We start from the raw sequence: 25,498 nt of genomic DNA, 5'->3' as shown, positions 1-25,498 counted from the left end.
GAGGAAGGAGAGTACAACAGATGAAATCACTTGAAACAGAAAAGCTTTGTATTGGCTATCATGACCGTTTGATTGTAGACGATTTAAATATCAGCATCCCAAAAGGCAAGGTAACGACATTAATTGGGCCGAATGGGTGCGGGAAGTCAACGATTTTAAAAACAATGTCTCGTATTATGAAATCCCATCAAGGTGCTGTTTATTTAAATGGCCAGGCTATCCATCAAACACCAACAAAAGAAATTTCAAAACAAATGGCCATCTTACCGCAGACGCCTGAAGCACCAAGTGGTCTGACCGTTTATGAGCTTGTGTCATATGGACGTTTCCCGCATCAAAATGGATTTGGCCGTTTATCAAATGAGGACAAACGAATCATCAGATGGGCACTTGAGGAGACGGGAATGATTGCATTTCATGACCGGCCAATTGAAGCACTCTCCGGTGGACAGCGTCAGCGTGTATGGATTGCGATGGCACTCGCTCAGGAAACAGAGCTGCTTTTATTAGACGAACCAACGACGTATTTAGATCTTGCTCATCAGCTGGAAATCCTTCAGCTATTAGAACGCTTAAACAGAGAGCAGGGCAGAACGGTGTTGATGGTGATTCATGACCTGAATCATGCTGCACGCTTTTCACATTACATGATTGCCCTCAATCAAGGGAAAGTCATTAAAGATGGTACGCCTCATGAGGTCATGACAAAAGAGGTGCTCAGTCAGGTGTTCCACATCGATGCAGAAATTGTGCTTGATCCGAGAACGAATAAGCCGATCTGTTTAACATATGACTTAATGAATCATGAAAGAAAGCTTGAAGCTGTGAACGGATAATAGATGGACAAAAACTCGGTATGTATGACCGGGTTTTTTTGCATTTTTTGATATTACCTTGTTATGCCATTTTCTCCAGTTGATCTTTTTTCGCTTTTATGCAGAAAAGAGGTACTTTTTTACTTTGGACAATGGTAATATACGGTTAGAGATCATAGCTAGAAAGGAAAGAGATGCGTGGAAACAGCAAAAATATTGATTGCAGATGACGAAGAAGCAATTGTAAAAATGGTTGAACGCGTATTAAAAAAAGAAGGGTTTCAACATATTTATAAAGCCTATCATGCAGATGAAGCATTAGATATTGTCAAAAACGAGGACATCCACCTCTTACTTCTAGATGTGATGATGCCCGGTAAGTCAGGCTTTGATGTTCTGCCTGAAATCAGGAAAATGACGAAGGCACCGATTTTCTATTTAACAGCAAGAACGTCTGATGTAGACAAATTGACTGGATTTGCACAAGGTGCAGACGATTACATCACAAAGCCATTTAATCCGTTAGAGCTAGTAGCTAGAATTAAGGCGCACTTAAACCGAACTTATATCTCCTTACAGGAGGAGCAGGAAGAAGCGCACAGTCAATATGAATATGCTCATTTCTCGTACCATCCTCATGCAGCCGAGTTAAAAGTAAGGGGAAAGGTGACGGCTTGCTCAGCTCAGCTTTTGTCCTTGCTGAAGTATTTTTGTGACCATCCGAATGTGGTACTTTCAAAAGATCAAATCTATGAGAAAGTATGGGGTGTTCCGTCATATGGTGACAACAACACCGTCATGGTTCATATCCGAAAGCTGAGAGAAAAGATAGAGTTAGATCCAAGTCAGCCTGAATATATTGTGACGATCCGTGGTATGGGCTATAAGTTCATTCCCCAACCTGTGAAGGTTCTTCAATAGTTTATGAATTTACGAACAAAACTTTTCTTTCACTTTGTGGGACAAATGTTTATTGTCATCGTCATTCTAACGATCGGGCAAACATTCTCTGAAAATCTTTATTTTCAAAAGCGCTATGAGAATATGACTGAAACTGGTTTAACGAAGGCAGATGGAGATACACTCATGAGCTGGCTTTATTTTAACGAGGATGGAAAAATGGAAGCCGATGATCAGCTCAAACAAGCAGTGGAAAAACGTGATGGCTGGCTGCAAGTGATTGATTCCAAAAAACGCAACGTCTATAGCTATCAACTTCCTAAAAACATTCCAACATCCTATCAAAAGGATGAAATGATCAAGATCTTTGAAAAAAGACAATTTAAAGATTACAAGATGTACTTCTGGCCAATTGAGATTGATCAAGAAAGCTTTATCGTCTTATATGGATTTAAAACGAACAGCACAAAGGTAGCCAATTATCTCAAGCAGCATGAAAAAAATCTGGCTGCATTGTCTCAATATTCAGTTGAAACAAAAGAATTTTTGAAAAGAATGAATGGATCGGTGCATCTGTTTAATGAAGAAGGAAAATACTTAAAAGGTATCCGAGCCAAAAATAATTTGAAAAATAACGTAACGGATGTTGAACTGCTCAAGTATCAATCAAAGCCTTGGGAGTTTAGAAGTGACCTGTCTTATATCAGAGTGAATAAAGATCTGTATATGATTGTTTCGGTGCCAAACAAAGTATACAGCCCAGACGAGCTTTATGATAAAGAGACAGAGGCTTTAAACCAATATACAACGCTTTTGATTGCAGGTCTTGCGCTTACGATTATTATCGTTATGACATTATGGTACTCGTATCGCTATGGGCTACCGATCTATCACATTATCCGCTGGCTGATTTTCTTATCAAGAAATAAATTGCAGGAGCCAACAAATAGAAAAGGTATTCCAGTAAGTAAAAATAAAAAGGGCCGTATTAAGCGGGAGTACCGGCTGTTTGAGGATATCCTCAAAACAATGGATCAGCTCACCAATACGTTAAAAGAGAATGAAGCAAACCGAAGAAAAATTCAAACCACAAGGGAAGAATGGATCGCAGGGCTGTCTCATGATCTAAAAACGCCTCTTAGCACGATTTACGGCTATGGATTAATGCTAGAATCAGATCAATACCAATGGTCCAAGGAAGAAGTCATGGAAATGGGACAAGTCATTCGTGAGAAATCAGAATACATGTCGACCTTGATTGAGGATTTAAACCTCACGTATCGATTGAAAAATGGTGCATTGCCTATTAATCGAAAACCTGTTGAGCTTGGTGAATTTTTAGCCTCCATTATGGACGAGTTTTCAAGAAGCACGCTTTCTGAAGATTATATGTCATCCTTTGAAGATCAAACAGAGGGTGTCATATTTGAGATCGATAAAGCCTGGTTTAGACGAGTCATTGAGAACCTGCTGGCAAACGCAGTGAAGCATAACCAGAAAGGTACTCTTATTCAAGCTGTTCTATCTGAAACAAATGATGAAGTTCGGATCGAAATGAAAGATAACGGACGCGGAATGGCGCAAGAAACGGTGGATCATTTATTTAATCGTTACTATAGAGGGACAAATACGAATGATCCAACAAATGGAACAGGATTAGGACTGGCGATTGCAAAAGAGCTTGTCTTGCTGCACGATGGCGATATTCAAGTAGAAAGTGAATTAGGTCAAGGAACAACTATTGCGATTATCCTAAAGAAAACACCATCTGTAAAATAGCCAAAAAACGATTTTCTTTTCTAAAGGAGATCGTTTTTTCTTGTTTTAGGATTGAAATCGATTTTGTAAACGATTACAATGAAATTGTTAACGTGAACAAATTGATTTTCATCATTATAAGAGATGGGGGAGTTTGATGAAAGCCTTTTTAGATGAGCAGTTTTTATTAAACAGTCAAACGGCGGAAAAGCTATACCATGAGTTTGCAAAGAACCTTCCGATTATTGATTACCATTGTCATTTAAGTCCAAAAGAAATCTATGAAAATAAAACGTTCCAAAATATAACCGAAGCATGGCTTTACGGAGATCATTACAAATGGCGCGCCATGAGAGCAAATGGGATACCTGAAACACATATCACAGGAGATGCCTCAGATTATGAGAAATTTTTAGCATGGGCGAAAACCGTTCCGATGACGATTGGAAATCCTCTCTATCACTGGACCCATCTAGAGCTAAGACGATATTTTGATGTCGAAGAACTGTTGAATGAAGAAAGCGCAGACATCATCTGGAAAAAAGTAAATGAAAAGTTGCAAGGAGACGGATTTGGTGCGAGAGATTTCATTGTGAAATCAAATGTTGAAACGGTTGTGACGACAGACGATCCGGTTGATTCGCTGATTTATCACCAACAACTGCGGGAAGAAGGCTTTTCTGTGCAAGTACTGCCAGGGTTTCGGCCAGATAAGGCATTAGATATCACAAATGACTTGTTTATCGAGTATGTTCATCAGCTGGCGGAGGTTTCATCTATCAAGATCGAATCCTATCAAGACTTCATAAAAGCACTTCATATGCGAATCGATTTCTTTCATGAACAGGGCTGTTTGATTTCAGATCATGCCATCAATGAAATGACGTACGAAGACACGACGGAAGAAGAAGCTACGATCATTTTTCATAAAAGAATGTCTGGACATCCATTGACGGAAAAGGAGAAGGTTCAATTTAAAACGCACACATTCATTGAACTAGGTCAGGCATATGCACAGCGGGGATGGGCGATGCAGCTTCATATCAATGCGCTCAGAAACAACAACTCGAAAATGTTTAAGCGACTTGGACCAGATACCGGATATGATGCAATGAATGATGAAGACATTGCAAAACCTCTTTGCCGCGTATTAGATCGGTTAGAACAAGCACATGCATTACCAAAAACCATCCTCTATTCCTTGAATCCAAGGGACAATGTGGTGATTTCAACGATAGCTGGAAGTTTTCAAGATGGAAAGACTCCTGGGAAAATGCAGCATGGAACAGCTTGGTGGTTTAATGATACAAAGCAGGGAATGACAGAGCAGATGATGGCACTTTCCAGTATCGGACTGATCAGCCGATTTATTGGGATGCTGACAGATTCACGAAGCTTCCTGTCTTACACAAGACATGAATATTTCCGTAGACTGTTATGTGACATCATTGGAGATTGGGTGGAAAAAGGTGAAGCGCCTAATGATCTCAATTTGCTAGGGGAAATGGTAAAAGGAATCAGCTATGAAAATGCAAAGCAGTATTTTCAATTTGAACGGGCAAATGAGCTTCCGCATAAAAGCAAGATGATATGAACAAAAAGCAGGAATATGAAAGCGTTTTTATGATAAGATGATAAAAAATCATAAAAGGCGGAATAGCATGACAGTCACAATCAAAGATATAGCAAAATTGGCAAACGTTTCTCATACCACAGTATCAAGGGCTTTGAATAATAGTCCTTTTATTAAAGAGAAAACAAAACAAAACATCTTGTCGATTGCAAAACAGCTGAATTACTCACCGAATGTCCATGCCAGAGGCCTTGTCTCGCAAAAATCATTTACAATTGGTCTGTTTTTTACGAGTTTAACAGAAGGCACATCCTCAAGTTTCTTTGTTGATGCATTAAAAGGCGTCAACAGTGTGATAACAGAAAACTATCATTTGGTTGTAAGAGGAATTGACGATTTTCACGATTACACAACCATTCATAAACAGCGGTATGATGGTATTTTGCTCATGAGTCAAAGCGAGCATGATGAAGCGTTTATCCATCATGTGAAAAAGCAGGGCATTCCCATTATTGTACTGAATCGCCGTGTAGAAAGTAATCAAGTGATGAATATATTAGCAGATGATGGTGAAGGTGCATACCAAGCTGCACACTATTTCATTCAGCAAGGGCATAAACAAATTGCCATTATTGAAGGGAAAGAAGGGTTTAAATCCACACAGGAAAGAAAAGCTGGTTTTTTGCAAGCGCTCATTGACCATCATGTACCCATGAAGAAAGAATACATGATCACAGGCGACTATCATATGAAGAGCGGCTATGAATCAATGGAAGCCTTACTCACTCTTGATGATCCGCCAACTGCCCTTTTTTGCTCAAACGATGACATGGCGATTGGTGCGATGAATGCATTGTTTGCAAAAGGTAAAAGGTGTCCTGATGATCTCTCTATTATCGGTTTTGATGATATTTCATTTTCATCTTATACAACGCCTGCCCTCACAACAGTCAAAAAGCCAATTGAAAAAATGTGTGCGCTTGGAGCAGAAGCCATCCTTTCAGTCATCAACGGTGAAAAGCAAGAAGACGATCATCTGGAAAAAGTGTATGTCCACACAGAGCTGATGATTAGAGATTCAGTAAAAAAGGTGCAGTAATCAGCATCTTTTAAATAAAAATGTTCACGTGTGCAAAAAATGCGGGGAGGAAAAGCGTTTGAGACGATTATCCAAAGGTGTGTACCCAGTGGCTGAATACCCTGAAACCATTCTACAAATTGGCGAAGGGAACTTTATGCGGGGATTTATGAATTGGCAGATCCAGAAGCTAAACGACTGTACAGATTTTAAAGGAAGAGCAGTGGTTGTTCCTCCTCGAAAAGGATCAGTGACCGCTCTAAATGAACAAGATGGTTTGTACACTTTATGTATTCAAGGATTTCATGACCAAAAAGAAATGAACGAACGGATCGTCATTCAATCCATCAGCAGGGGAATCAGCACATATACAGATTATGAAGCCTTTTTACATGTAGCGGAAAGTCCTGATGTGCGCTTTGTCTTTTCTAATACAACAGAGGCAGGACTTGTGTTAAGAAAAGAGGACCGATTAGAAGATCGGCCGCAAGTAAGTTTTCCAGGAAAGCTGACAGCCTTCTTGTATCACCGCTTCAAAGCTTTTTCTGGGGATGAGAAAAAGGGCTTGATCATTTTACCTTGTGAATTGATTGAACAAAACGGTGATCGATTAAGAGAATATGTGATCACAATGGCAGCTGAGTGGAATCTTCCGCCTGATTTTGTGGCTTGGGTCAAGGAAGCCAACACGTTCTGTAATACGTTAGTTGATCGGATTGTCCCAGGCTTTTCTCAGAAAGCAGCGGAGACTGTTCAAAAAGAAGAGGGGTATATCGATGAATTGCTTGTCACGGCAGAATATTACCACCTGTTTGTCATTGAAGCACCTCCGTTTGTTCAAAAAGAGCTTCCTTTTCAAGATGCAGGGTTAAACGTACTTTTTGTGGAAGATATCGCTCCTTATCGAATGAGCAAGGTTCGCATTTTAAACGGTGCACATACAGCGATGGTGCCGATTGCATATTCGTGTGGCTTGGACACTGTCAAAAAAGCGGTGGATGATGAGCATGTTGGTGTGTTCATTCGCCGCATGCTTGAGGAGGAAGTGCTGCCAAGTTTGCCACTTCCTGAAGAAGAGCTGCTTCTTTATACACAATCCGTGTGGGATCGATTCTGCAACCCTTTTGTCAAACATCAATTACTCGATATTGCCTTAAATGGTGTATCTAAATTTCGGGCACGTATTCTCCCGTCTCTTCTAGATTATATAGAGCTAAAAAAACAGTTGCCTACGAAGCTTATGTTCTCACTGAGCAGTTTGATTTATTTTTATCAAGTCCATGCAGATCAAATAAAGGATGATGAGTCTGTGATGACATTCATGAAGGAAGCATGGGAGGAAGTGGACCATTCCTATGAATTAATGGTCGATCAACTTCTTTCAAACGAAGTTTTATGGGGGATGGATTTGACGAGGATCGTAGGGCTGAAGGATGCAGTAGCCGAGCAGCTCACCTGCATACATGAAAATGGCATGAGAGCTGCTGTTCACCAAATACTTCAATATGAAAGTCAGGGGGAGAAGGCATGAGGGACTTTGTTGTGATTCATCCTTCAGATAATGTTGGCATCGCTTTAAAAGTGCTTGAGCAAGGCGAAGAGCTTCAGCACCAAGGTCATACAATCATTTTAAAAGAAACCGTTGCTAAAGGTCATAAATTTGCATTGGCTGAGATCAAAGAAAAAGAGAATATCATCAAATATGGCTACCCCATTGGTCATGCATCCACTGCAATTTCGACTGGAGAATGGGTGCATACGCACAATATCAAAACGAATCTATCAGGTAAGCTCGATTACGAATACCGCCCTTCTTTAACAGATAACCCCTATGAAAAAACGAATCTGACATTCAAAGGGTATAAACGAAAAAATGGCGCAAGTGGTATACGAAATGAGCTTTGGATTGTCCCAACAGTTGGGTGTGTCAATGGCATTGCCGATCAAATCATTCAAATATTTACCGCTGAAATGGGGGGAAGCATCCATCCTTTTGAAACGGCGTTAGTATTAAAACACAATTATGGATGCTCACAACTTGGGGATGATCATGAAAACACAAAAACCATCTTACAAAATACCGTAAAGCACCCAAATGCTGGAGGGGTTCTTGTTCTAGGGCTTGGCTGTGAAAACAATGATATTGAGGATTTTAAAGCTACATTAGGGGAGTATGACCAGACGAGGGTGAAATTTTTAAGAAGCCAAGAAGTAGGGGATGAGATTGAGACAGGTGTCGCTTTGCTCAAAGAAATTTATGACGCAGCGAAAGAAGATCAGCGTGAAGACATTCCGTTATCTGAGCTGAAAATTGGCTTGAAATGCGGAGGATCAGATGGGTTTTCAGGCATTACCGCAAATCCACTTTTAGGTAGACTGTCCGATTTCATTGTGGCTCAAGGTGGAACCACCGTCTTAACAGAAGTACCGGAAATGTTCGGGGCTGAAACGATCTTAATGGAGAGAGCGGAATCAAAAGCGACATTCGACAATATTGTGCAGATGATCAATGATTTTAAACAATACTTTATGGATCATCGACAGCCAGTATATGAAAATCCTTCCCCGGGAAATAAAGCAGGAGGAATTTCGACATTAGAAGATAAATCTCTCGGCTGCACACAAAAAGCGGGTACTTCCGTTATAAAGGATGTTTTAACATACGGGGAGCTGCTAAAACGAAAAGGATTGAATTTATTAAGTGCGCCTGGGAATGATTTGGTTGCTTCATCTGCTCTCGCAGCGTCTGGCTGTCAGCTCGTCCTCTTTACAACAGGCAGAGGCACACCGTTTGGCACATTTGTTCCAACGATGAAGGTATCGACCAATACCGCTTTATATGAAACAAAAAAACATTGGATCGACTTTAATGCGGGGGAATTGCTTGAAGATGTACCAGAAGATGTGGTGCTAGAGAAATTCATTGCCACGGTGATTGATGTGGCGAGTGGAAAGCTGTTAAATCATGAAAAAAACAATTTTAGAGAGCTGGCCATTTTTAAAACAGGTGTGACACTTTAAGACGTCTGGGGGATAAGGAAATGTCTAAAAAACGGAATTTGATGTATGTGACAGCAGGAACAGTACTAACAGGAATTGGACTCGCACGTTTAGCAAAGCAAGGGAAAAAAGACAAGGAAACAAATGGCATAGATCATGTGTTAAAGCAGATAAAAGCGCCAAAGTTCCCAGATCGTGAATTCAATGTCATTCATTATGGTGCAGATAACAAAGGGATAGAGCTTTCGACAAATGCTATTCAGTCTGCCATCGATGATGCACATCGTTTGAAAGGAGGGCGTGTGCTGATTCCTGAAGGGACATTTTTGACAGGCGCTCTAGAATTGAAAAGCAATGTAGAGCTTCATCTTCATGAAAACGCCTATGTGACCTTCAGCCAAGATACACGTGATTATCTCCCGCTTGTTCTAACAAGATATGAAGGAATTGAGCTTTATAATTATTCACCACTTATTTATGCCCATCATGCAGAAAACATCGCGATTACAGGAGCAGGCACGCTGGACGGGAGGGGGGATGAACACCACTGGTGGCCTTGGAAGTATGGAACAAATGGTCAACCCTCTCAAGATCGGGATCGTCAGCTTCTTTTTGAAATGGCTGAAAAAAGAATACCAGTGGAAGAAAGAGTGTTTGGCGAAGGACATTATTTAAGGTCAAGCTTTATCCAGCCATACAATTGCCAAAACATTCTCATTGAAGGAGTAACAGTAAAGGATTCACCGATGTGGCAAGTCCATCCGGTGTTAAGTGAAAACGTCATCGTCCGTGGGGTGAATATCATCGGTCATGGCCCAAATACAGATGGTGTGAATCCAGAGTCGTGCCGACATGTGCTCATTGAAGATTGTTATTTTGATAATGGCGATGATTGTATTGCCATTAAATCGGGCAGAAATGAGGACGGCCGGAGAATCGGTGTTCCATCTGAAAACATCGTCATTCGAAGAAATACGATGCGTGATGGTCATGGCGGAGTAACGATCGGGAGTGAAATCTCTGGAGGCGTCAAGTATGTATATGCAGAGGATAATGTCATGGACAGTCCGAACCTCGACAGGGCATTGCGCATTAAGACCAACTCTGTCAGGGGCGGTACCATTGAACACATCTATTTTAAAAACAATCTAGTGAAAAGCTTAAAGCATGAGGTGGTCTGTATCGACATGATGTATGAGGAAGGGGATGCCGGTCCGCATAGGCCTGTAGTCCGTCATATTGAAGTAGAAGGGTTAAAAAGCAGCGGAGGACGATATGGTGTCAAGATCGCCGCATACTCACATTCCCCGGTCACACACTTTAAAATGAAAGGCTGTGTCATTGACGATGTCACGTACCCTCTTTCATTGGAACATGCAGTATCTCCTTCATTTCAGAAAGTTGTCATTAATGGTGAACATATCAACCAATAGCGGAAGTGAAAACAGCCACGTCAAAGGCTGTTTTTCTTTTATAAGGACAGACAAGACGTATTCGGAATCACATATACAACCTATCTGCACTGTAGTATAATATTCCCGAAATTAGAAAAGAATTGACGAAAGAGATGACGTCAAGCAGTACATAAAGCAGGGGGTTTATTGATGAAGAAGTTAACTGGTATTTGGCTATCATTATTACTTGTGATCGGTGTTTTAGCAGGGTGTGCAGGTGCGGAAACGGACCAAAAAACAAACAGTTCAAAGCCTAAAGAGACAGCGGCTGCGGCATTTCCTGTATCCATCAAAGATGCAGCTGGTAAAACAGTTGAAATCAAAGAACAGCCTAAACGAATTGTTTCGTTAATTCCAAGTAATACAGAGGTTGCCTATGCCCTTGGTCTTGGAGATAAAATCGTTGGTAGATCAGACTTTGACAACTATCCAAAGGAAGTAGAAAAGGTCGAGAAGATTGGCGGTCTTGATTTCAATGTAGAGAAGGTTATTTCCTTAAAACCTGATCTTGTCTTAGCACATGCATCACAAATGAGTTCAAAAGACGGATTTAAACAGCTTGAAGATGCAGGTATTCAAGTGCTGACTGTTAATGATGCAGCCTCTTTCAAAGATGTGTATAAGTCTATTAATATGATTGGTGAAGCAGCTGGCGTAAAAGAGGCATCAACGAAGCTTGTAGATGAGATGAAATCAAAACTGAATGACATCAAAAAACAAGCAGAATCCATCTCCAAAGACAAACAAAAAACAGTTTTTGTCGAAGTATCGGGTGCGCCTGAAATTTATACAACAGGTAAACAAACGTTTATGGACGAAATGTTGTCTGTCATTCATGCAAAAAATGCTGCTGGCGACCAAACAGGCTGGGTGCAAATGACGGAAGAATCAATTATTAAACGAAATCCTGATGCTATCGTTACGATTGATGGCGCAAGTTTAGCTGATCTGAAAAAAAGAGACGGCTGGAAGGCGATCAAAGCAGTCAAAGAAAAACAAGTCTTTCAATTGAATACGGATCTGGCATCAAGACCGGGACCGCGATTGGTTGAAGGAGTGGAGGCTCTTGCGAAAAGCATCTATCCTGACACGTTCAAATAAAATCATCATCGCATACACAGCAAGTGTTTTACTTCTTGTGGTGAGCATTGGAATGGGAATCTCATTTGGCAGTTTAGGGATTCCCATTCCTTCTATACTTCGGATCTTTGTTCATGAAGTATTTGGAATTCAGGCCGGAACCATTGATGCAATTGACCGCAATATTATGATGAATATCCGGCTGCCGAGAGTGATATTAGCGGCGTTAGTCGGAGCAGCTCTGGCGTTATCTGGTGCAGCCTTTCAAGGTTTATTAAAAAATCCTCTCGCTGACCCTTATACACTTGGGGTATCTCAAGGGGCATCTGTGGGGGCTGTAGCCACATTGTTTTTCAGTTTGCAGTTTCCTTTGCTTGGCAGTTTTACACTGCCTTTTTTGAGTATGACAACAGCGCTTGTCACACTATGTCTCGTCCTCTTTTTTGCCCGTATGGTTCACCGAGGAATGAGCATTTCTTCTTTAATTTTGACGGGGGTCATCTTTAGCTCTTTTTTAGGAGCCCTCATTTCATTAATGATTGCGTTAACAGGTGATGATTTAAAAGAGATTATTCATTGGCTTCTAGGCAGTGTGTCTATGAGAGGCTGGCGATATATTGCTCTTTTTCTTCCTTTTTTCCTCATTGGTACATTTGCATTGATCTTGATGGGAAGAGATTTAAATGTGATGACATATGGCGAAGAAAAGGCAAAACTGTTAGGGGTTCATGTGAAACGGAGCAAATATGTGGTGCTGCTTGCTGGTTCGATTCTGACTGGAAGTGCGGTGGCTGTGTCAGGAACGATCGGATTTGTAGGATTGGTGATTCCACATTTTATCCGTCTTTTATCCATTACGGATCATCGTCATTTGCTGCCTTTGTCGATGCTGAATGGTGCTTCTTTTCTCGTTTTAGCAGATGTGCTCTCCCGTACGATCATTGAACCGACTGAATTGCCTATTGGCATCATTACGGCGTTAATTGGTGCTCCTGTCTTTGGCATCATCCTCATCCGCAGATATAGAGGAGGGACGCATCTATGATTCAAGTGAAGGAAGTTAGAGGAGGATATGGTGAAAAAGAGGTCATTCATGGCGTGAGTTTTGAAGTGGAGCGAGGGGAATTCCTCGGCATCCTTGGTCCAAATGGGAGCGGTAAGACGACGCTACTTAAAATGATCGCAGGTATTTTAGCACCTGAGAGCGGCCAAGTAACACTAAGTGGCCATCCAGTTCAATCCTACCGGCCAAAGGCACTTGCGCAAAAATTGGCGGTTCTCCCCCAGAAGACCGATCAAGCTTTTTCATTTACAGTGGAAGAAACGGTCCAGTTTGGGCGTCATCCTTATCAGAAAGGGTGGCTACAATCTGTTACAAAAGAAGATATCGAGATTGTCAGCAAGGTGATGGACCAAACAGATATTGCTCAATTTAAGGATCAATCCATCCATGAGCTAAGCGGTGGAGAACAGCAGCGGGTTTACTTAGCTCAAGCGCTGGCTCAGTGCCCTGACTATTTATTGCTGGATGAACCAACCAGTTTTCTTGATTTAGCTTATCAAAAAGAGTTACTCGATTTGATTAAACAAGAGACGGTTTCCTCTAACTTAACGGTGATCGGTGTGTTTCATGATGTGAACATTGCCAGTTTGTATTGTGACCGTCTGCTTTTGCTGAATGAAGGAAAGACGGACATGCTGGGAGAACCGCATCATGTGTTGACCACCGAACGGGTGAACCGGGTGTATGAAACGGATGTAACACCTCTCCAACATCCACTGCGGGCAAACCCTCAGCTGGTAATTGAACCTGCGTCCATCTCTGAACATTCAAGGCTGAACTTAGCGGATGGGTGGAAAACATATGGCGCAAACGGAATGACATTTTCTACTCATCAGCCATTGCGCATCCTTTCATCACATGAGAAAAGCGGGGGTTTCTTTTGGACACGATCCCTTGGCACTGGAACTGAAGCACTCCATGACATGCTGGATGATGAGGAAGGGAATTTATTTCTTGGTCAATCTGATGGGCCGAAGCAATACGCCGCTGAAGATGATGATGAAGATGTCCTTCTTTATGGGATGCATCAAGAAGGAGAGCTGTCCGTTTGGCTTGTGCTGAAAGGAACGATATCAGATGGTGCGTCTGTCCAGCTAATGGGCGAGCTGATGCACTTCATTAAACAAGAGACAAGTATCCAGGTACATCATCTTTGTATCGCTGCTGCCAATGCAGAAGAAAAGGAGCATACTGCTCATTTACATGAAAGAGTCAGACTGAAAGTGAAGCATCTTCTTCATACATTGAATGCCATGAAAAAGTGAACCGGTTGGTTCACTTTTTTGCTTAGGGATTCATGATTTTATATTTAAATCAGTGACTTTAGTAAAACAAATACATCCTGTTCACTTCAGGGTATACTAAAAGGAACAAGCAATGGATAAGGGGGAACCTCAATGAAACTTTATACAAAAACCGGAGATCAAGGTCAAACAGGCTTGATTGGCGGGCGGGCTGATAAAGATGACGCAAGAGTAGAAGCGTACGGTACATTAGATGAGGCGAATAGTTTGATTGGACTAGCCCATGCAAACTTAAGGCAGCATGGCGAATTGTTTCAAGATATTCTATCTGAGCTGATGGTCATTCAGCATGAACTGTTTGACTGCGGCGGTGATTTAGCAGCGGTGAAACCACCGAAAGAAGGCAAGTTAAAAGAAGAATCTGTCACAGTCCTTGAAAAGCGAATGGACGTGTATGTAGAAGAAGCCGCGCCGCTGACTAAATTTATTTTACCTGGCGGCCAGGAAGGTGCTGCCCTCTTACATGTAGCGCGAACAGTCGTCAGGAGAGCCGAGCGGCATATTGTGACACTCGCAAAGCAGGAGGAAATTCCAGCAGTTACGCTCACATATGTGAACCGTCTATCCGATTATTTATTTGCTGCCGCCCGTATTGTGAATCATCGGCTTGGTGAAGCGGATGTTGAATATGAACGAAGTGCAGACGTGTTTCGTTCTTAATGAGGAAAAGCACTCTTCTAGTCGAAGAGTGTTCAGCGTGTAGGCAAACCCTCGCATTCTTTGTCAGTCCTGCGTGCCGGTGCTCACGAATGTCCAATTCGCTCCGCGCCAGTACTCGTTCTTCCTAGACTGCAAAGGTTTTCTATCACGCTGAAAAGAAGACAAAGGGCTAAAATCAAGTTCATTTTAGCCCTTTGTCAATAATCTGAGCACTCTTCTAGTCGAAGAGTGCTTTTTCTATAGATTCAACCGCTCAGTCTGAGCCATGTTACGACTCTGGTCGCAATCAAAGATCAATCTACGACACGTTTTGTCGGCTTCCTTTTTTGACTATAGTTAAAGCAAGGAGCAAGAAAGGAGGCATGAAGATGAAAATCACAAGTAAAACCATCATCGGTTCAATCCTGATGTTTATCGGTTTATCCATCTTCTTTGGTGGTTCATTGGGCGGGCTGATCCCGACTTTGATTGGGGCGTGGCTCATTTATGTAGGTGTCAAAAAATATGATAAAGGCAGTAAAACAACAGGGGTCATACTCTCTATTATCGGTGTATTGCTCGTCGCACAGTCACTGCCATTTTTACTCGGAATCGCATTTGCTGGAGTACTTCTCTACTTTGGTTGGAAGATGATCAATGGTGAATCTGCAAAGGAATCATCCGGCAGAACAACATATATGGAGCCAAACACGGCACCGAACATGGAAGAATCTATGCACACGTCATTTGATCAAGAATGGGAAGACTTTTTAAAGAAAAAATAAAGGGAGGAATATGAAATGGTATTAAGAAGAGTACGTGATATGTTTGTTGCAACAGTCAATGAAGGCTTAGATAAATTGGAGAATCCGCGTGTCATGCTGAATCAATATGTTCGTGATATGGAGGACGATATTGCCAAAGCGAAGCATGCGATCATTAAACAGCAAACCATTCAGCAAGGTTTCTTGAGAAAAGCAGAAGAAACAGAAGAATTTGCTGATAAGCGAAAGAAACAGGCGGAGCTGGCGTTTCATGCAGGAGAAGAAGAACTTGCACGGAAAGCACTGACTGAAATGAAGTATTTTGAAGAAAAGCACAACGAATATCAAGAAGCCTATCAGCAATCTGTTAAACAGCTGAAAGAGCTGAAAGAACAGTTGCAGCATCTAGAAACAAAGCTGCGTGATGTTAAAGACAAGAAGCAAGCGCTGATTGCAAGAGCCAATGCCGCACAGGCAAAGCAGCATATGAATGAATCTATGAATAAGGTTGATAGTGAAAGTGCTTATAAAGAATTTCTACGCATGGAGAACCGTATAGAGGAAATGGAGACAAAAGCGGGTAGTTATGCACAATTTGCCGATCAGGGTGCTTATGCTCATCTTGATTACGCTGATGAGGTTGAAAAGGAATGGCAAAAGCTTAAGCGATCAAAGCAGCTTGAGAAACAGCCGGCAAACTAATGGAAATGTGTCAAAACGGAAGAAAAACAGGATTTTTCTTCCGTTATTTGATTTCTTTCTGTTTCGCTTTTCCTTATAATAAAAAGGTCAAAGGATAAAGGGATGATATAAATGAAACGGTTCATTGGTCTAATTTGTATACTTGTTGGTGTTTTTTTGATGATTGGGATGCTTTTCAAAAATGGAGATCTCTTTCATTTGAGCTTTTCTCGTGATAAAGCTGTCACAACAGCTTCAGCGAAAAAGGATGAGGTTGAACAATTAGATATCTCTCTTTCTGGATTTCGCATCAAGGTGAAGCCGGAAGATCGTTCGGATATTTCTGTGATGGTTGTGAATGGAAAAGGGAAAATGTATGCGGAACAAACAGGCGGAACATTCAAAGTCCGTGCTGAAAATAAAGGATTTTTGTTTTTCTCTGCATTTGAAAAAGGAGAACTCTTAGTCAAAATTCCAACAGATTATCATAAAGATGTGAAAATAACAGGTGGAATCGGCGTGAGCGAAGTAAATGGCGAAGGAAAGCTGTCTCTTCAAGATGTGACGCTCAAATCAACGAGCGGAAACCTCACAGCTGAGAACTTCTCAGCAAATCGTGTGGAAATCAAAGCGACTTCTGGCAGACTTTCAGTGTCTCATATTGATGCGAAGGAAAGTGATATTGGTGCCACTTCTGGTCGTGCTGATATTCAAGATGTAAAAGGAAAGCTGCAATTAGGCATGACAAGCGGCAGGCTGACAGCAAGCTTTGATACAATTGATTCACCAGTCGACTTTCACATGACATCAGGCAGTGCGAAATTTAACTTGCCAGATGAGGGAGATTTCAAAGTCCAAGTGAAAAAAACGAGTGGACGTATTGATCATTCGTATGATTTTGACCAAGCGGATAGTGAAGGCCGAGGTTTTACAGGCACGCATGGGAAAGGGACACACTTAGTCGATATTGAGATGACAAGCGGAAACTTAAAATTGCGGTAAACAAACGTAAAAAGGAAGGAGGCGAGTCAACTGCGTTTTTCTAGAAATCAAATTTTAGGCATCATTGTGGTGATTTTCGGTATAAATCTTTTTCTCAAAATTATTGGGATTGGGGCAGACCTATTTTGGCCAGTGTTTTTTGCTCTAGCTGGTTATTGGCTGCACTCTCGATCTAAACGTTGGCTCGGTTCGGTTTCCTATATTTTTGCAGGCTTTCTCTTCTTGAAGTTTCTACTAAATATCACGTTTAGTTTGACTGGGTATTTATTTGCTGCCTTTTTGATCTATGCGGGCTATCGTTTATTGAAAAACAAACCTGTTTTTGATGTCGATAAAAAGGAATCATCAGACGATGGAAAGCCTTCACTGAAAGTCAATCTTGAAAAAGAGGGCGATCAGAAGAAAACAAAAAGCCAGACAAAGCCGCGCAAAGAACATGATTTCTTCATCGGTGAAGTCAGGCTGATGAAAAAACCATTTCAATTAAGCGATTTGACCATTTCAGGTTTTATTGGCGATGTCAAAATCGACTTATCAAAGGCCATCATTGCTGAGGAAGAGAGCACGATCGTCATTAGTGGGCTCATCGGAGATGTCGATATTTATGTACCTCAGGATATTGAAGTATGTGTGAGTGCTTCGGCTGCGATTGGTGATATGAAAATCATTGATGAAAAAAGAAGCGGGTTCGGCAGTAAAGTGTATGTCATGACAAATGATTATGATGAGAGCAAGCGAAAAGTGAAAATCTCCATTTCTCTCCTGATTGGGGATGTGGATGTGAGGTACTTATGAGGAAACTGCATTTAGGCATCCAGTGGCAATCTGTTCGTCTTGCAGTCGGTATCTCGCTTGGTGTTGTCATCATGACGACACTCCCAATGTTTTTTTATTACCAGCTTGATCCCATGATTTTGCTGTCTACGCGGTGGTTCGGCATCCCGTTTTTTTGTATTTTACTCATTATTAGTCTCGCCATTGGTGTATCAGCGGGGCATGTGTTTGGCTATCAGCATAAGAAGCGGCTGGATCAGCTTGTAGAGTCGATTTTGAAGTTTGAAAATGGGAATTTTGCCTATAGACTGCCTTCTCTAGGTGATGATGAAATTGGTTTGGCGGCAGATCAATTAAATGAAATGGCGAAACGAGTGGAAGGGCAAGTAGCCTCCTTACAAAAGCTTTCAAATGAGCGAGCTGAATGGCAGGTTCAAATGAAAAAATCGGTTGTCTCAGAAGAGCGTCAGCGTCTAGCGCGTGAGCTGCATGATGCAGTCAGCCAGCAGCTATTCGCCATTTCGATGATGACGTCTGCGATTCTTGAAGGGATGAAGGAAAAGGATGAAAAGATTTTAAAGCAAATGCGTCTTGTGGAACGAATGGCTGGCGATGCACAAAATGAGATGCGTGCACTCCTTCTGCATTTAAGACCGATCACCCTTGAAGGAAAAGACTTGAAAAAAGGCTTGATTGAGCTACTCAATGAATTTCAGGCAAAGCAGCCAATTGATATTGATTGGGAAATAGAAGATGATGCTCCGCTGTCTAAAGGGGTGGAGGACCATCTGTTCCGAATTGTGCAAGAAGCCCTTTCTAATGTGTTTAGGCATGCAAAGGCGACAAAGGTGACAGTACGTCTGCTTATTCGGAACCGTCAAGTTCAGTTGAAAATTATCGACAACGGGATTGGTTTTCAAACAGATCATGTGAAGACTGCTTCCTACGGACTTGAATCGATACGAGAAAGAACAAGTGAAGTAGGCGGTGTCGCAGAGATTATGTCATTTGAGGGAAAAGGCACACAAATTGATGTGAAGGTTCCCATTTTTGATGAAGGAAAAGGAGAGAACGTTCGATGATTCGAGTGCTTTTAATTGACGATCACGAAATGGTGAGAATGGGTCTTGCTGCTTTTTTAGAGGCACAGGCGGATATTGAAGTCATCGGTGAAGCGTCAGATGGACAAAAAGGTGTAGAACTAGCGGTTGAATTAAAGCCAGACGTGATTTTAATGGACCTTGTTATGGAAGGCATGGATGGCATCGAAGCAACGAAAAGAATTTGTCAGGAAATAGAGGATGCTCGGATTATTGTACTGACGAGCTTTATTGATGATGATAAAGTGTATCCAGTTATTGAGGCTGGTGCATTAAGCTATCTTTTAAAAACATCGAAAGCAGGAGAAATTGCTGATGCCATCAGGTCTGCGAGTATCGGCGAACCAAGACTTGAATCAAAAGTAGCTGGAAAGGTCATGAACAAACTCCGCCATTCATCAAATGGGTCCATTTTGCACGATTCGTTAACCGCAAGAGAAATGGAAATATTAAAGCTGATTGCCGATGGGAAATCGAATAAGGTCATTGCTGAGGAATTGTTTATTACCATCAAAACAGTCAAGACGCATATTACCAACATTCTTTCCAAGCTTGATGTAGAAGACCGCACACAAGCAGCCGTGTATGCACATCGCCATAAGCTGATTCAATAAAAAAACAGCTTTCAAATGAAAGCTGCTGGAACATGCGCAAAATTAGTCCTTCTGTCCTGTGATTGGACGTTCGGATAGTTGATGGAGCTCAGGAACTGGAAAAGCCTCCTGCTCCTCGGCCGATTTGTCTTCCAGGGTTTTCTTCATCTCGGAAAGCAGTTTGACGCTTTCCTTTGCCACTGCCGCTTTTTTCTCTTGCAAATCAATGATCTGTGAAAGTCCAACAAATAAACCGCCTCCAATCAGAAGGAGCGCAGGGGTTTGTCCATAATAAATCACGATCAAAAATGTGCTTGAAAAGCTGTCGGCTTCAATGAAGAAATCTTCTTTTGATTGCATGAATACCACGACTAACAGAAGTATTCCTAGAATCAAAAATAGAATGCCGGCCGAAAGTAAAGCTCGTTTCATGATTGACACCCTTTTTTTCTTACCATTTTAACATACTCTATAAGGATTGTGTTGCGCCCTTAGTCCCGAAGTCACGGATTTTCACATTTACCTTGTAACGAATATCGGATTCACTAAAAATGTCATCCCAATGTTTTGCTTCTTTTCGGAATTCCTTCGGATAGGCAATACTCGCTTTTTGATAAAATCCACAAATATCTGCTTTGATCTCATGCTGTAATTCCCCGATAAAATCTTTCACATTTTCCTCAAGTCGATGTGCCACGACTTTCTCAATTTCTTGGAGGTATTTTTCATTAAATGCGTTTTCTCGTTCATTCCAATCTTCAGACAATCTTCCATCGAGTTCAACTGACACATCAAATTCATATTTGCCACTGGCTGTTTTATGGGTGTCAATGTTGTGTTTGATTTTAAAGATCTCAAAAGAATAAATGCTATGTTCATATTGGAATTCAATCACTCCGCCTTTAGCGTCTCCAGTCAGCAGGTTGTAGAACTGCACCGCTAAAGGAGAGATGTTGGTGAGAAATCGTTTGTTCTGAATAATCGAGGCACCATCCAGCATTAATTTTCCCTGACTGACACTGACTTTAGGAATGGCAAAAGATACGTTGTTTTGCATGGCAGAAGAAATATCTCCTAAGGAAACGGGCTTGAACATACGAATGGTCGTTTTTGTATTCGAAGAAATATCGTATAAGGTGGAAGCGGCAGGCTGCCCGTCGTCATTGATTTTCAACATATCTCCAGGCTTCTCAGAAGCCATAAAGACAAGGCTTCCTCTTCGTGTTTCATTGTCCCGAATGAATTGATTGATGACCAAATCGAAATTATTTTCATTGATAAGGTCTTGAGAAAACAAATAAACCCTCAGCTGCTGAGCAAAAATGCGGTGTGTTTTTAGGGCCGTCGTACGAAAAATTTGGTGTATGGAATCACCGCTTGTCTCAATAATCTTCGTCGGATCTTTCACGCTTGATTCTTGCTCAATTTTTTGTGGAACGAGCACCTGCATAGACAGCTTCAATTTATGTCCGTCATCTCCTTTATCTACAGCAAATCCAATTGCCATGTTGAGCTCCTCGATATTTGTACTATCCCAGCACCCGCATAATAGAATCAGTGAGAAGAGCGCAAGAACCGCTTTCTTTTTCATGCTGTTTTCCGCCTCCTTTTGAAAAATACGATGATAAATAAAAGAAACGGGAGTATACCAAATAGAAGAAAGAACAAGTTGTTTACGTAGGTTAAATAGTCTCGGACCGTATCAACATCTTTTGGGAAAAGAGCGGCAAAGAAGATCACAATGCCCATCAAGGCGAGCGCGATTTTTTTAGGGAATTTAGTCAATTTGATGACTCCTATCGTAGCAAAAAACGTATATCCTACAAAGCTCGTATAAAGCTGGACAAGCCAAACAATCAGCAAAAAGGATTCAATCCGTTCAATAAAAATCCCCTGAATATCAAATGATTGAAATAAGGCAATGGTCGGCCACGTCAGAGTCGCCGTTTCTTTCACCGTGAGCGCACCAACCACAAGAATATAGGTGAAAATATAGATGATCGCAGGAATCAAAAAGCCGATGGAGCCATATGCAAAAGTGTGTTTTTGCGTATTCATATAGGCAGGCATGAAAAGCATCATTTCAATGCCGACAAACGAAATGGCCGAAGCATTCAAGGAATTGAAAACAGGGGAAATGCCCTCTCCTAAAACTGGCCGTAGGTTATCGAGCTTAAACTCTTGTACACTAAGTCCGTAGGCTACAAATAAGATGATGAGTGTGACAATCAGAAAAAAAGGGCACAGTCGGGCAAAATCACCAATCCCTCCAATCACAAGGTAAAAACCAACCAAAATAAAGCTGATCATCGTCACGGCTACAGGTGTGTTTTGAAGTAGAAAGAATTTCACCATCTCAGACATGGCTCGCACTTCATAGCTGGCAACGCCGAGAAAGTAAATAATAATCAACAGGTTGGCAAGTGAGCCAATCCATTTCCCAAGTCCTTCTTTTGTATAGTCATAGTAGGAAGAAAAGGAGACCTTTTTCATCATGAGCACATTGACAAAAATGAACACAATGTATATCACACTCATGAGTAAGAGTGCAATCCAGCCGTCAGGTGTAGGCGCAGCTTGAGCCATTGATCTTGGCAGAATCATCATACTTGCGCCTAGCGTGGTATTGGCGATAATGGCACTTGCCTGATAGCTTGTGATCGACTCTTTATGATTGACCATGTCGTTCCCCTTTCTTTTGATTTTTCAAAGGCAATCTGATGATGGAATTGTCCTCATTTTTATAACTGAACACAAAATCTGGTGAAAAATATGGGGTGCCAAAGCTTTTTTGTCTTGTCAAATGAGTGAGTAAGACGAGCATAAACAGGACAAGTCCATATAAACCGAATGCAGCTGCAGTAAACATGGATACAAAGCGAAGGACACGAAATGATATCCCCATTCCATATTGAGGAAAGGTAAAGGATGCAAGTGCAATGACGCTGACAATAATGACCATAATGGAGCTGACGATATGGGCTTGTACGGCTGCCTGCCCAATGACAACACCGCCCACAAGTCCGATTGTTTGTCCAAGTGGATTAGGAAGCCTTAACCCAGCCTCTCGCAGCAGCTCAATGGTCATTTCCATGATGAGTGCTTCCACAATAGGAGGAAAGGGGACATTCTCTCGTGTGCTTGAGATGGAAATAGCTAAAGTTGTGGGCAAAAGACCTTGATGGAAGGACACAAGGGCAATATAAATGGCTGATAAAAACAATGTGAGAAAGATGGACGTAAAACGTAGCAAACGAATAAGAGAGGCGGCGATCCATCTTTCATAATAATCATCAGGTGACTGCATAATCGTCGCGAGGGAAGCAGGCACAATTAAGATAAAAGGCGAATGATCGACAAAGATGGCGACGCGCCCATTGTTTAAAGCAGATGCGACTTTATCAGGCCGTTCTGTGTTTTGAATTTGCGGAAAAGGAGAATACACATTGTCTTCAATGAGCTCCTCAAGAACGCCTGAGTCTTGAATATCATCAATGGTGACTTGTTTGAGACGCTTTTTTACCTCTTTTAAAACAGAGGGCTCAACGATACCGTCAATGTACATGATCGATACTTGGGTGTATTTCTTTTCGCCGATCTTCATGTCAACTGTTTTGAGATCAGGGTTTTTCAAACGTTGTCTGACGAGAGCTAAGTTCGTGTTGATATCTTCAATGAAGCCAATTTTTGGCCCCCTTGCGACGGTTTCAGACGTAGCATCTCCTAAACTGCGTTTCTTCGTTCCGTGCGTTTCTAAAATATAAGCGTGCTGAAATCCATTAATCAGTACGACACAATGTCCTTGAAAAATAGCATCTACTAGTTCTTCAGAGGTTTTTACCGTACGGGTAGTCATCATCGATAAATTGGATTCTAGCTTCTCTTTTGTTAGAGAGGCATGATCTTGCAATAGCAGCTTTAAGAAGGTTTGAATCTGCATCGCTTCGTTCATTTCTTTAATGTATAAATAGTAGACAACCTGTCCATGAGGCAATGTTTTTTTCTCATGGATCAAATCATCCATGTCCTTTAACTGAGGGAGAATGACAGAGAGATTATCGTATAAGTGCTCTTTCAATGGAGTTTGATTCAAATGGATCACCCACCTCAATTTCTTTTTCTTAGCATTACCTGCTTGAAAAAACAATATTCTGTGTTACATTATTTTGTGGTATATGAAAGAATCACGGTGTTGGAGGAAAGAAGATGGCGCAAATTCGTTTAGCAGGAACAAAAGAGGAGATCGACCTTATTCTACAGTCGTTTGACAAGCATTATGAGGTGACTTATACGTCAAAAGATTACGGAAAAACAAATCCAAAATACAAATATTCCAAAGATGTTCGTGTTTATATTGAACTAAAATTAAAATAAAGATAAAATTTTAATTGAAAACGCTTAAAGGATTTTCGTTTTTTGTATAGAATAGAGTTGAGTGATGAAGCTATGGAGGGATACATAATGACAGAATTTAGAATCGAAAAAGATACAATGGGCGAAATCAAGGTGCCACAGGACAAGTTCTGGGGTGCACAAACACAACGAAGCAAAGAAAATTTCAAAATCGGTTCTGAGAAAATGCCAAAGGAAGTTGTGAATGCGTTTGCAATTTTGAAACGTAGCACAGCGATTGCGAACGAACGTCTAGGCAACTTAGAAAGTGAAAAAGCAGAAGCGATTGCTGCTGTATGTGATGACATCATCAGTGGAAAATATGACGAGCATTTCCCGCTTGTTGTATGGCAAACAGGAAGTGGAACACAAAGTAACATGAACATGAACGAAGTCGTTGCAAATAGAGCAACTGCTTACTTGAAAGATAAAAATAGTGAATTCAGCATTCACCCGAATGACGATGTTAACCGTAGCCAAAGCTCAAATGATACATTCCCAACGGCTATGCACGTGGCAGCTGTTTTAGCTGTGTACAAAAAGCTATTGCCTGCGATTGACCAGTTAAGAGCGACTCTTGATGAGAAAGCAAAAGCATACCAAGAGATCGTGAAAATTGGCCGTACGCATTTGCAAGATGCAACACCTCTTACAGTGGGCCAAGAGATTAGCGGCTGGGTGTACATGCTTGATCGTTCAAAAGAAATGATTTTAGAATCTACTGAAAAAATGAGAGAACTTGCCATTGGCGGCACAGCTGTTGGTACGGGAATTAACGCACATCCTGAGTTTGGTAAATACGTGGCAGAAGAAATCAGCCAGTTAACAGGTCAAACGTTCAATTCTTCACCAAACAAATTCCATGCGCTGACAAGTCATGATGAAATCACATATGCACACGGTGCGCTTAAAGCACTTGCAGCTGACTTAATGAAAATTGCCAATGATGTGAGATGGCTTGCAAGTGGTCCTCGCTGCGGAATTGGTGAATTGATCATTCCTGAAAATGAGCCAGGCAGCTCCATTATGCCAGGAAAAGTCAACCCAACTCAAAGTGAAGCTTTAACAATGATTGCCGCACAAATCATGGGGAATGATGCAACAATCGGTTTTGCCGCAAGCCAAGGAAACTTCGAGCTGAACGTATTTAAGCCGGTCATCATCTATAACTTCCTGCAGTCAGTTGAATTGCTTGCTGACGGTATGAACTCATTCCATGACAAGTGTGCTATTGGAATTGAACCAAACCTAGAAACGATCGAGAAAAACCTAAACAATTCATTGATGCTTGTGACGGCACTCAACCCGCACATCGGATATGAAAATGCAGCGAAAATTGCGAAGCTTGCGCACAAAGAAGGATTAACACTAAAAGAAGCTGCCCTTCAATTAGAACTATTAACAGAAGAGCAGTTTGAAGAGTTTGTGAAACCAGAAGAAATGGTGACACCGAAAGCAAAATAAGACACCAGAGGCTTCTGTGCCTCTGGTTTTTTTATGGAAACTCCCTGAAATCACAGAAAAGAAG

24 protein-coding genes are annotated in these 25,498 nt (G+C 41.4%); 20 read left to right on the top strand and 4 right to left on the bottom strand.

All coding sequences use genetic code 11. The features are described 5' to 3' along the window. The first annotated feature begins 20 nt into the window (after window positions 1-20). The 18 genes from MHI58_RS16100 (at window position 21) to MHI58_RS16015 (ending at window position 19,599) form a co-directional block, all read left to right on the top strand. Window positions 21-836: an ABC transporter ATP-binding protein gene (locus tag MHI58_RS16100; RefSeq protein ID WP_017368048.1), complete on the top strand. Its 816-nt coding sequence runs from the start codon at window positions 21-23 to the stop codon at window positions 834-836. Between the two features lie 177 nt (window positions 837-1,013). Further along, the gene (locus MHI58_RS16095; protein WP_024719803.1) at window positions 1,014-1,736 is read left to right on the top strand and encodes a response regulator transcription factor; all 723 of its coding nucleotides are present in this window, start codon (window positions 1,014-1,016) and stop codon (window positions 1,734-1,736) included. A gap of 3 nt (window positions 1,737-1,739) precedes the next feature. Beyond that, window positions 1,740-3,494 carry a HAMP domain-containing sensor histidine kinase gene (locus MHI58_RS16090; RefSeq protein ID WP_045034584.1) on the top strand — a complete coding sequence of 585 codons (1,755 nt, stop codon included), beginning with the start codon at window positions 1,740-1,742 and terminating at the stop codon, window positions 3,492-3,494. A 136-nt stretch (window positions 3,495-3,630) separates the two neighbouring features. Then, window positions 3,631-5,067, top strand: coding sequence for a glucuronate isomerase (uxaC, locus tag MHI58_RS16085; protein ID WP_045034583.1), 1,437 nt, complete (start codon window positions 3,631-3,633; stop codon window positions 5,065-5,067). A 67-nt stretch (window positions 5,068-5,134) separates the two neighbouring features. Beyond that, complete coding sequence (locus MHI58_RS16080) at window positions 5,135-6,145, top strand: LacI family DNA-binding transcriptional regulator (RefSeq protein ID WP_017359253.1); 1,011 nt, start codon at window positions 5,135-5,137, stop codon at window positions 6,143-6,145. Window positions 6,146-6,203: 58 nt separating this feature from the next. Then, window positions 6,204-7,655: a tagaturonate reductase gene (locus tag MHI58_RS16075; RefSeq protein ID WP_045034582.1), complete on the top strand. Its 1,452-nt coding sequence runs from the start codon at window positions 6,204-6,206 to the stop codon at window positions 7,653-7,655. Continuing rightward, on the top strand, window positions 7,652-9,145 hold the full coding sequence (locus MHI58_RS16070; protein WP_045034581.1) for a UxaA family hydrolase: 1,494 nt from the start codon (window positions 7,652-7,654) through the stop codon (window positions 9,143-9,145). Before MHI58_RS16075 ends, MHI58_RS16070 begins: the two co-directional genes overlap by 4 nt. A 20-nt stretch (window positions 9,146-9,165) precedes the next feature. Next, on the top strand, window positions 9,166-10,557 hold the full coding sequence (locus MHI58_RS16065; RefSeq protein ID WP_045034580.1) for a glycoside hydrolase family 28 protein: 1,392 nt from the start codon (window positions 9,166-9,168) through the stop codon (window positions 10,555-10,557). 171 nt (window positions 10,558-10,728) lie between these two features. After that, window positions 10,729-11,679 (top strand): ABC transporter substrate-binding protein, encoded by a 951-nt coding sequence (locus tag MHI58_RS16060; protein WP_045034579.1) that lies wholly within the window; start codon window positions 10,729-10,731, stop codon window positions 11,677-11,679. Then, on the top strand, window positions 11,645-12,703 hold the full coding sequence (locus tag MHI58_RS16055) for an iron ABC transporter permease (RefSeq protein ID WP_045034578.1): 1,059 nt from the start codon (window positions 11,645-11,647) through the stop codon (window positions 12,701-12,703). The genes MHI58_RS16060 and MHI58_RS16055 overlap by 35 nt, the downstream gene beginning before the upstream one ends. Then, the gene (locus tag MHI58_RS16050) at window positions 12,700-13,986 is read left to right on the top strand and encodes a heme ABC transporter ATP-binding protein (protein ID WP_045034577.1); all 1,287 of its coding nucleotides are present in this window, start codon (window positions 12,700-12,702) and stop codon (window positions 13,984-13,986) included. Before MHI58_RS16055 ends, MHI58_RS16050 begins: the two co-directional genes overlap by 4 nt. Before the next feature lie 132 nt (window positions 13,987-14,118). After that, window positions 14,119-14,685, top strand: a complete 567-nt coding sequence (locus MHI58_RS16045) for a cob(I)yrinic acid a,c-diamide adenosyltransferase (RefSeq protein WP_045034576.1) — start codon at window positions 14,119-14,121, stop codon at window positions 14,683-14,685. A 368-nt stretch (window positions 14,686-15,053) separates the two neighbouring features. After that, window positions 15,054-15,449, top strand: a complete 396-nt coding sequence (locus tag MHI58_RS16040; RefSeq protein WP_024719792.1) for a hypothetical protein — start codon at window positions 15,054-15,056, stop codon at window positions 15,447-15,449. Between the two features lie 15 nt (window positions 15,450-15,464). Continuing rightward, window positions 15,465-16,130, top strand: coding sequence for a stress responsive protein LiaH (gene liaH / locus MHI58_RS16035; RefSeq protein WP_039168185.1), 666 nt, complete (start codon window positions 15,465-15,467; stop codon window positions 16,128-16,130). Window positions 16,131-16,241: 111 nt separating this feature from the next. Then, entirely contained in the window at window positions 16,242-17,111 is an 870-nt protein-coding gene (locus tag MHI58_RS16030) for a DUF4097 domain-containing protein (protein WP_045034575.1), read from the top strand. Between the two features lie 30 nt (window positions 17,112-17,141). Beyond that, on the top strand, window positions 17,142-17,906 hold the full coding sequence (gene liaF / locus MHI58_RS16025; protein ID WP_007500301.1) for a cell wall-active antibiotics response protein LiaF: 765 nt from the start codon (window positions 17,142-17,144) through the stop codon (window positions 17,904-17,906). After that, complete coding sequence (gene liaS / locus MHI58_RS16020; RefSeq protein ID WP_007500303.1) at window positions 17,903-18,967, top strand: two-component system sensor histidine kinase LiaS; 1,065 nt, start codon at window positions 17,903-17,905, stop codon at window positions 18,965-18,967. Before liaF ends, liaS begins: the two co-directional genes overlap by 4 nt. Continuing rightward, a complete protein-coding gene (locus MHI58_RS16015) occupies window positions 18,964-19,599 on the top strand; it encodes a response regulator transcription factor (RefSeq protein WP_007500305.1) in 636 nt (211 codons plus the stop codon). Before liaS ends, MHI58_RS16015 begins: the two co-directional genes overlap by 4 nt. A 42-nt stretch (window positions 19,600-19,641) precedes the next feature. On the opposite strand, the gene MHI58_RS16010 is transcribed toward MHI58_RS16015, so the two are convergent. Genes MHI58_RS16010 through MHI58_RS15995 form a run of 4 tightly spaced genes read right to left on the bottom strand, consistent with a single transcriptional unit; the run spans window position 19,642 to window position 23,671 of the window. Beyond that, entirely contained in the window at window positions 19,642-20,010 is a 369-nt protein-coding gene (locus MHI58_RS16010) for a hypothetical protein (protein ID WP_007500307.1), read from the bottom strand. Window positions 20,011-20,047: 37 nt separating this feature from the next. Continuing rightward, a complete protein-coding gene (locus tag MHI58_RS16005) occupies window positions 20,048-21,169 on the bottom strand; it encodes a Ger(x)C family spore germination protein (protein ID WP_368004338.1) in 1,122 nt (373 codons plus the stop codon). After that, on the bottom strand, window positions 21,166-22,260 hold the full coding sequence (locus MHI58_RS16000) for an endospore germination permease (protein ID WP_008347081.1): 1,095 nt from the start codon (window positions 22,258-22,260) through the stop codon (window positions 21,166-21,168). Before MHI58_RS16000 ends, MHI58_RS16005 begins: the two co-directional genes overlap by 4 nt. Then, window positions 22,247-23,671, bottom strand: a complete 1,425-nt coding sequence (locus tag MHI58_RS15995) for a spore germination protein (protein ID WP_368004337.1) — start codon at window positions 23,669-23,671, stop codon at window positions 22,247-22,249. The genes MHI58_RS16000 and MHI58_RS15995 overlap by 14 nt, the downstream gene beginning before the upstream one ends. Before the next feature lie 113 nt (window positions 23,672-23,784). On the opposite strand from MHI58_RS15995, the gene MHI58_RS15990 reads away from it, so the two are divergent. Together MHI58_RS15990 and fumC are read left to right on the top strand one after the other, a co-directional pair. After that, complete coding sequence (locus MHI58_RS15990) at window positions 23,785-23,952, top strand: YvzF family protein (protein WP_017359274.1); 168 nt, start codon at window positions 23,785-23,787, stop codon at window positions 23,950-23,952. 87 nt (window positions 23,953-24,039) lie between these two features. After that, window positions 24,040-25,434, top strand: a complete 1,395-nt coding sequence (gene fumC / locus MHI58_RS15985) for a class II fumarate hydratase (protein ID WP_008347076.1) — start codon at window positions 24,040-24,042, stop codon at window positions 25,432-25,434. Window positions 25,435-25,498 lie beyond the last annotated feature (64 nt).

This window comes from Bacillus sp. FSL K6-2869 (assembly GCF_040869405.1).
GTDB lineage: Bacteria > Bacillota > Bacilli > Bacillales > Bacillaceae > Bacillus > Bacillus altitudinis.
The sequence above is the reverse complement of the archived record's forward strand: the minus strand, read 5'-3'. Positions and strand labels throughout refer to the sequence as shown.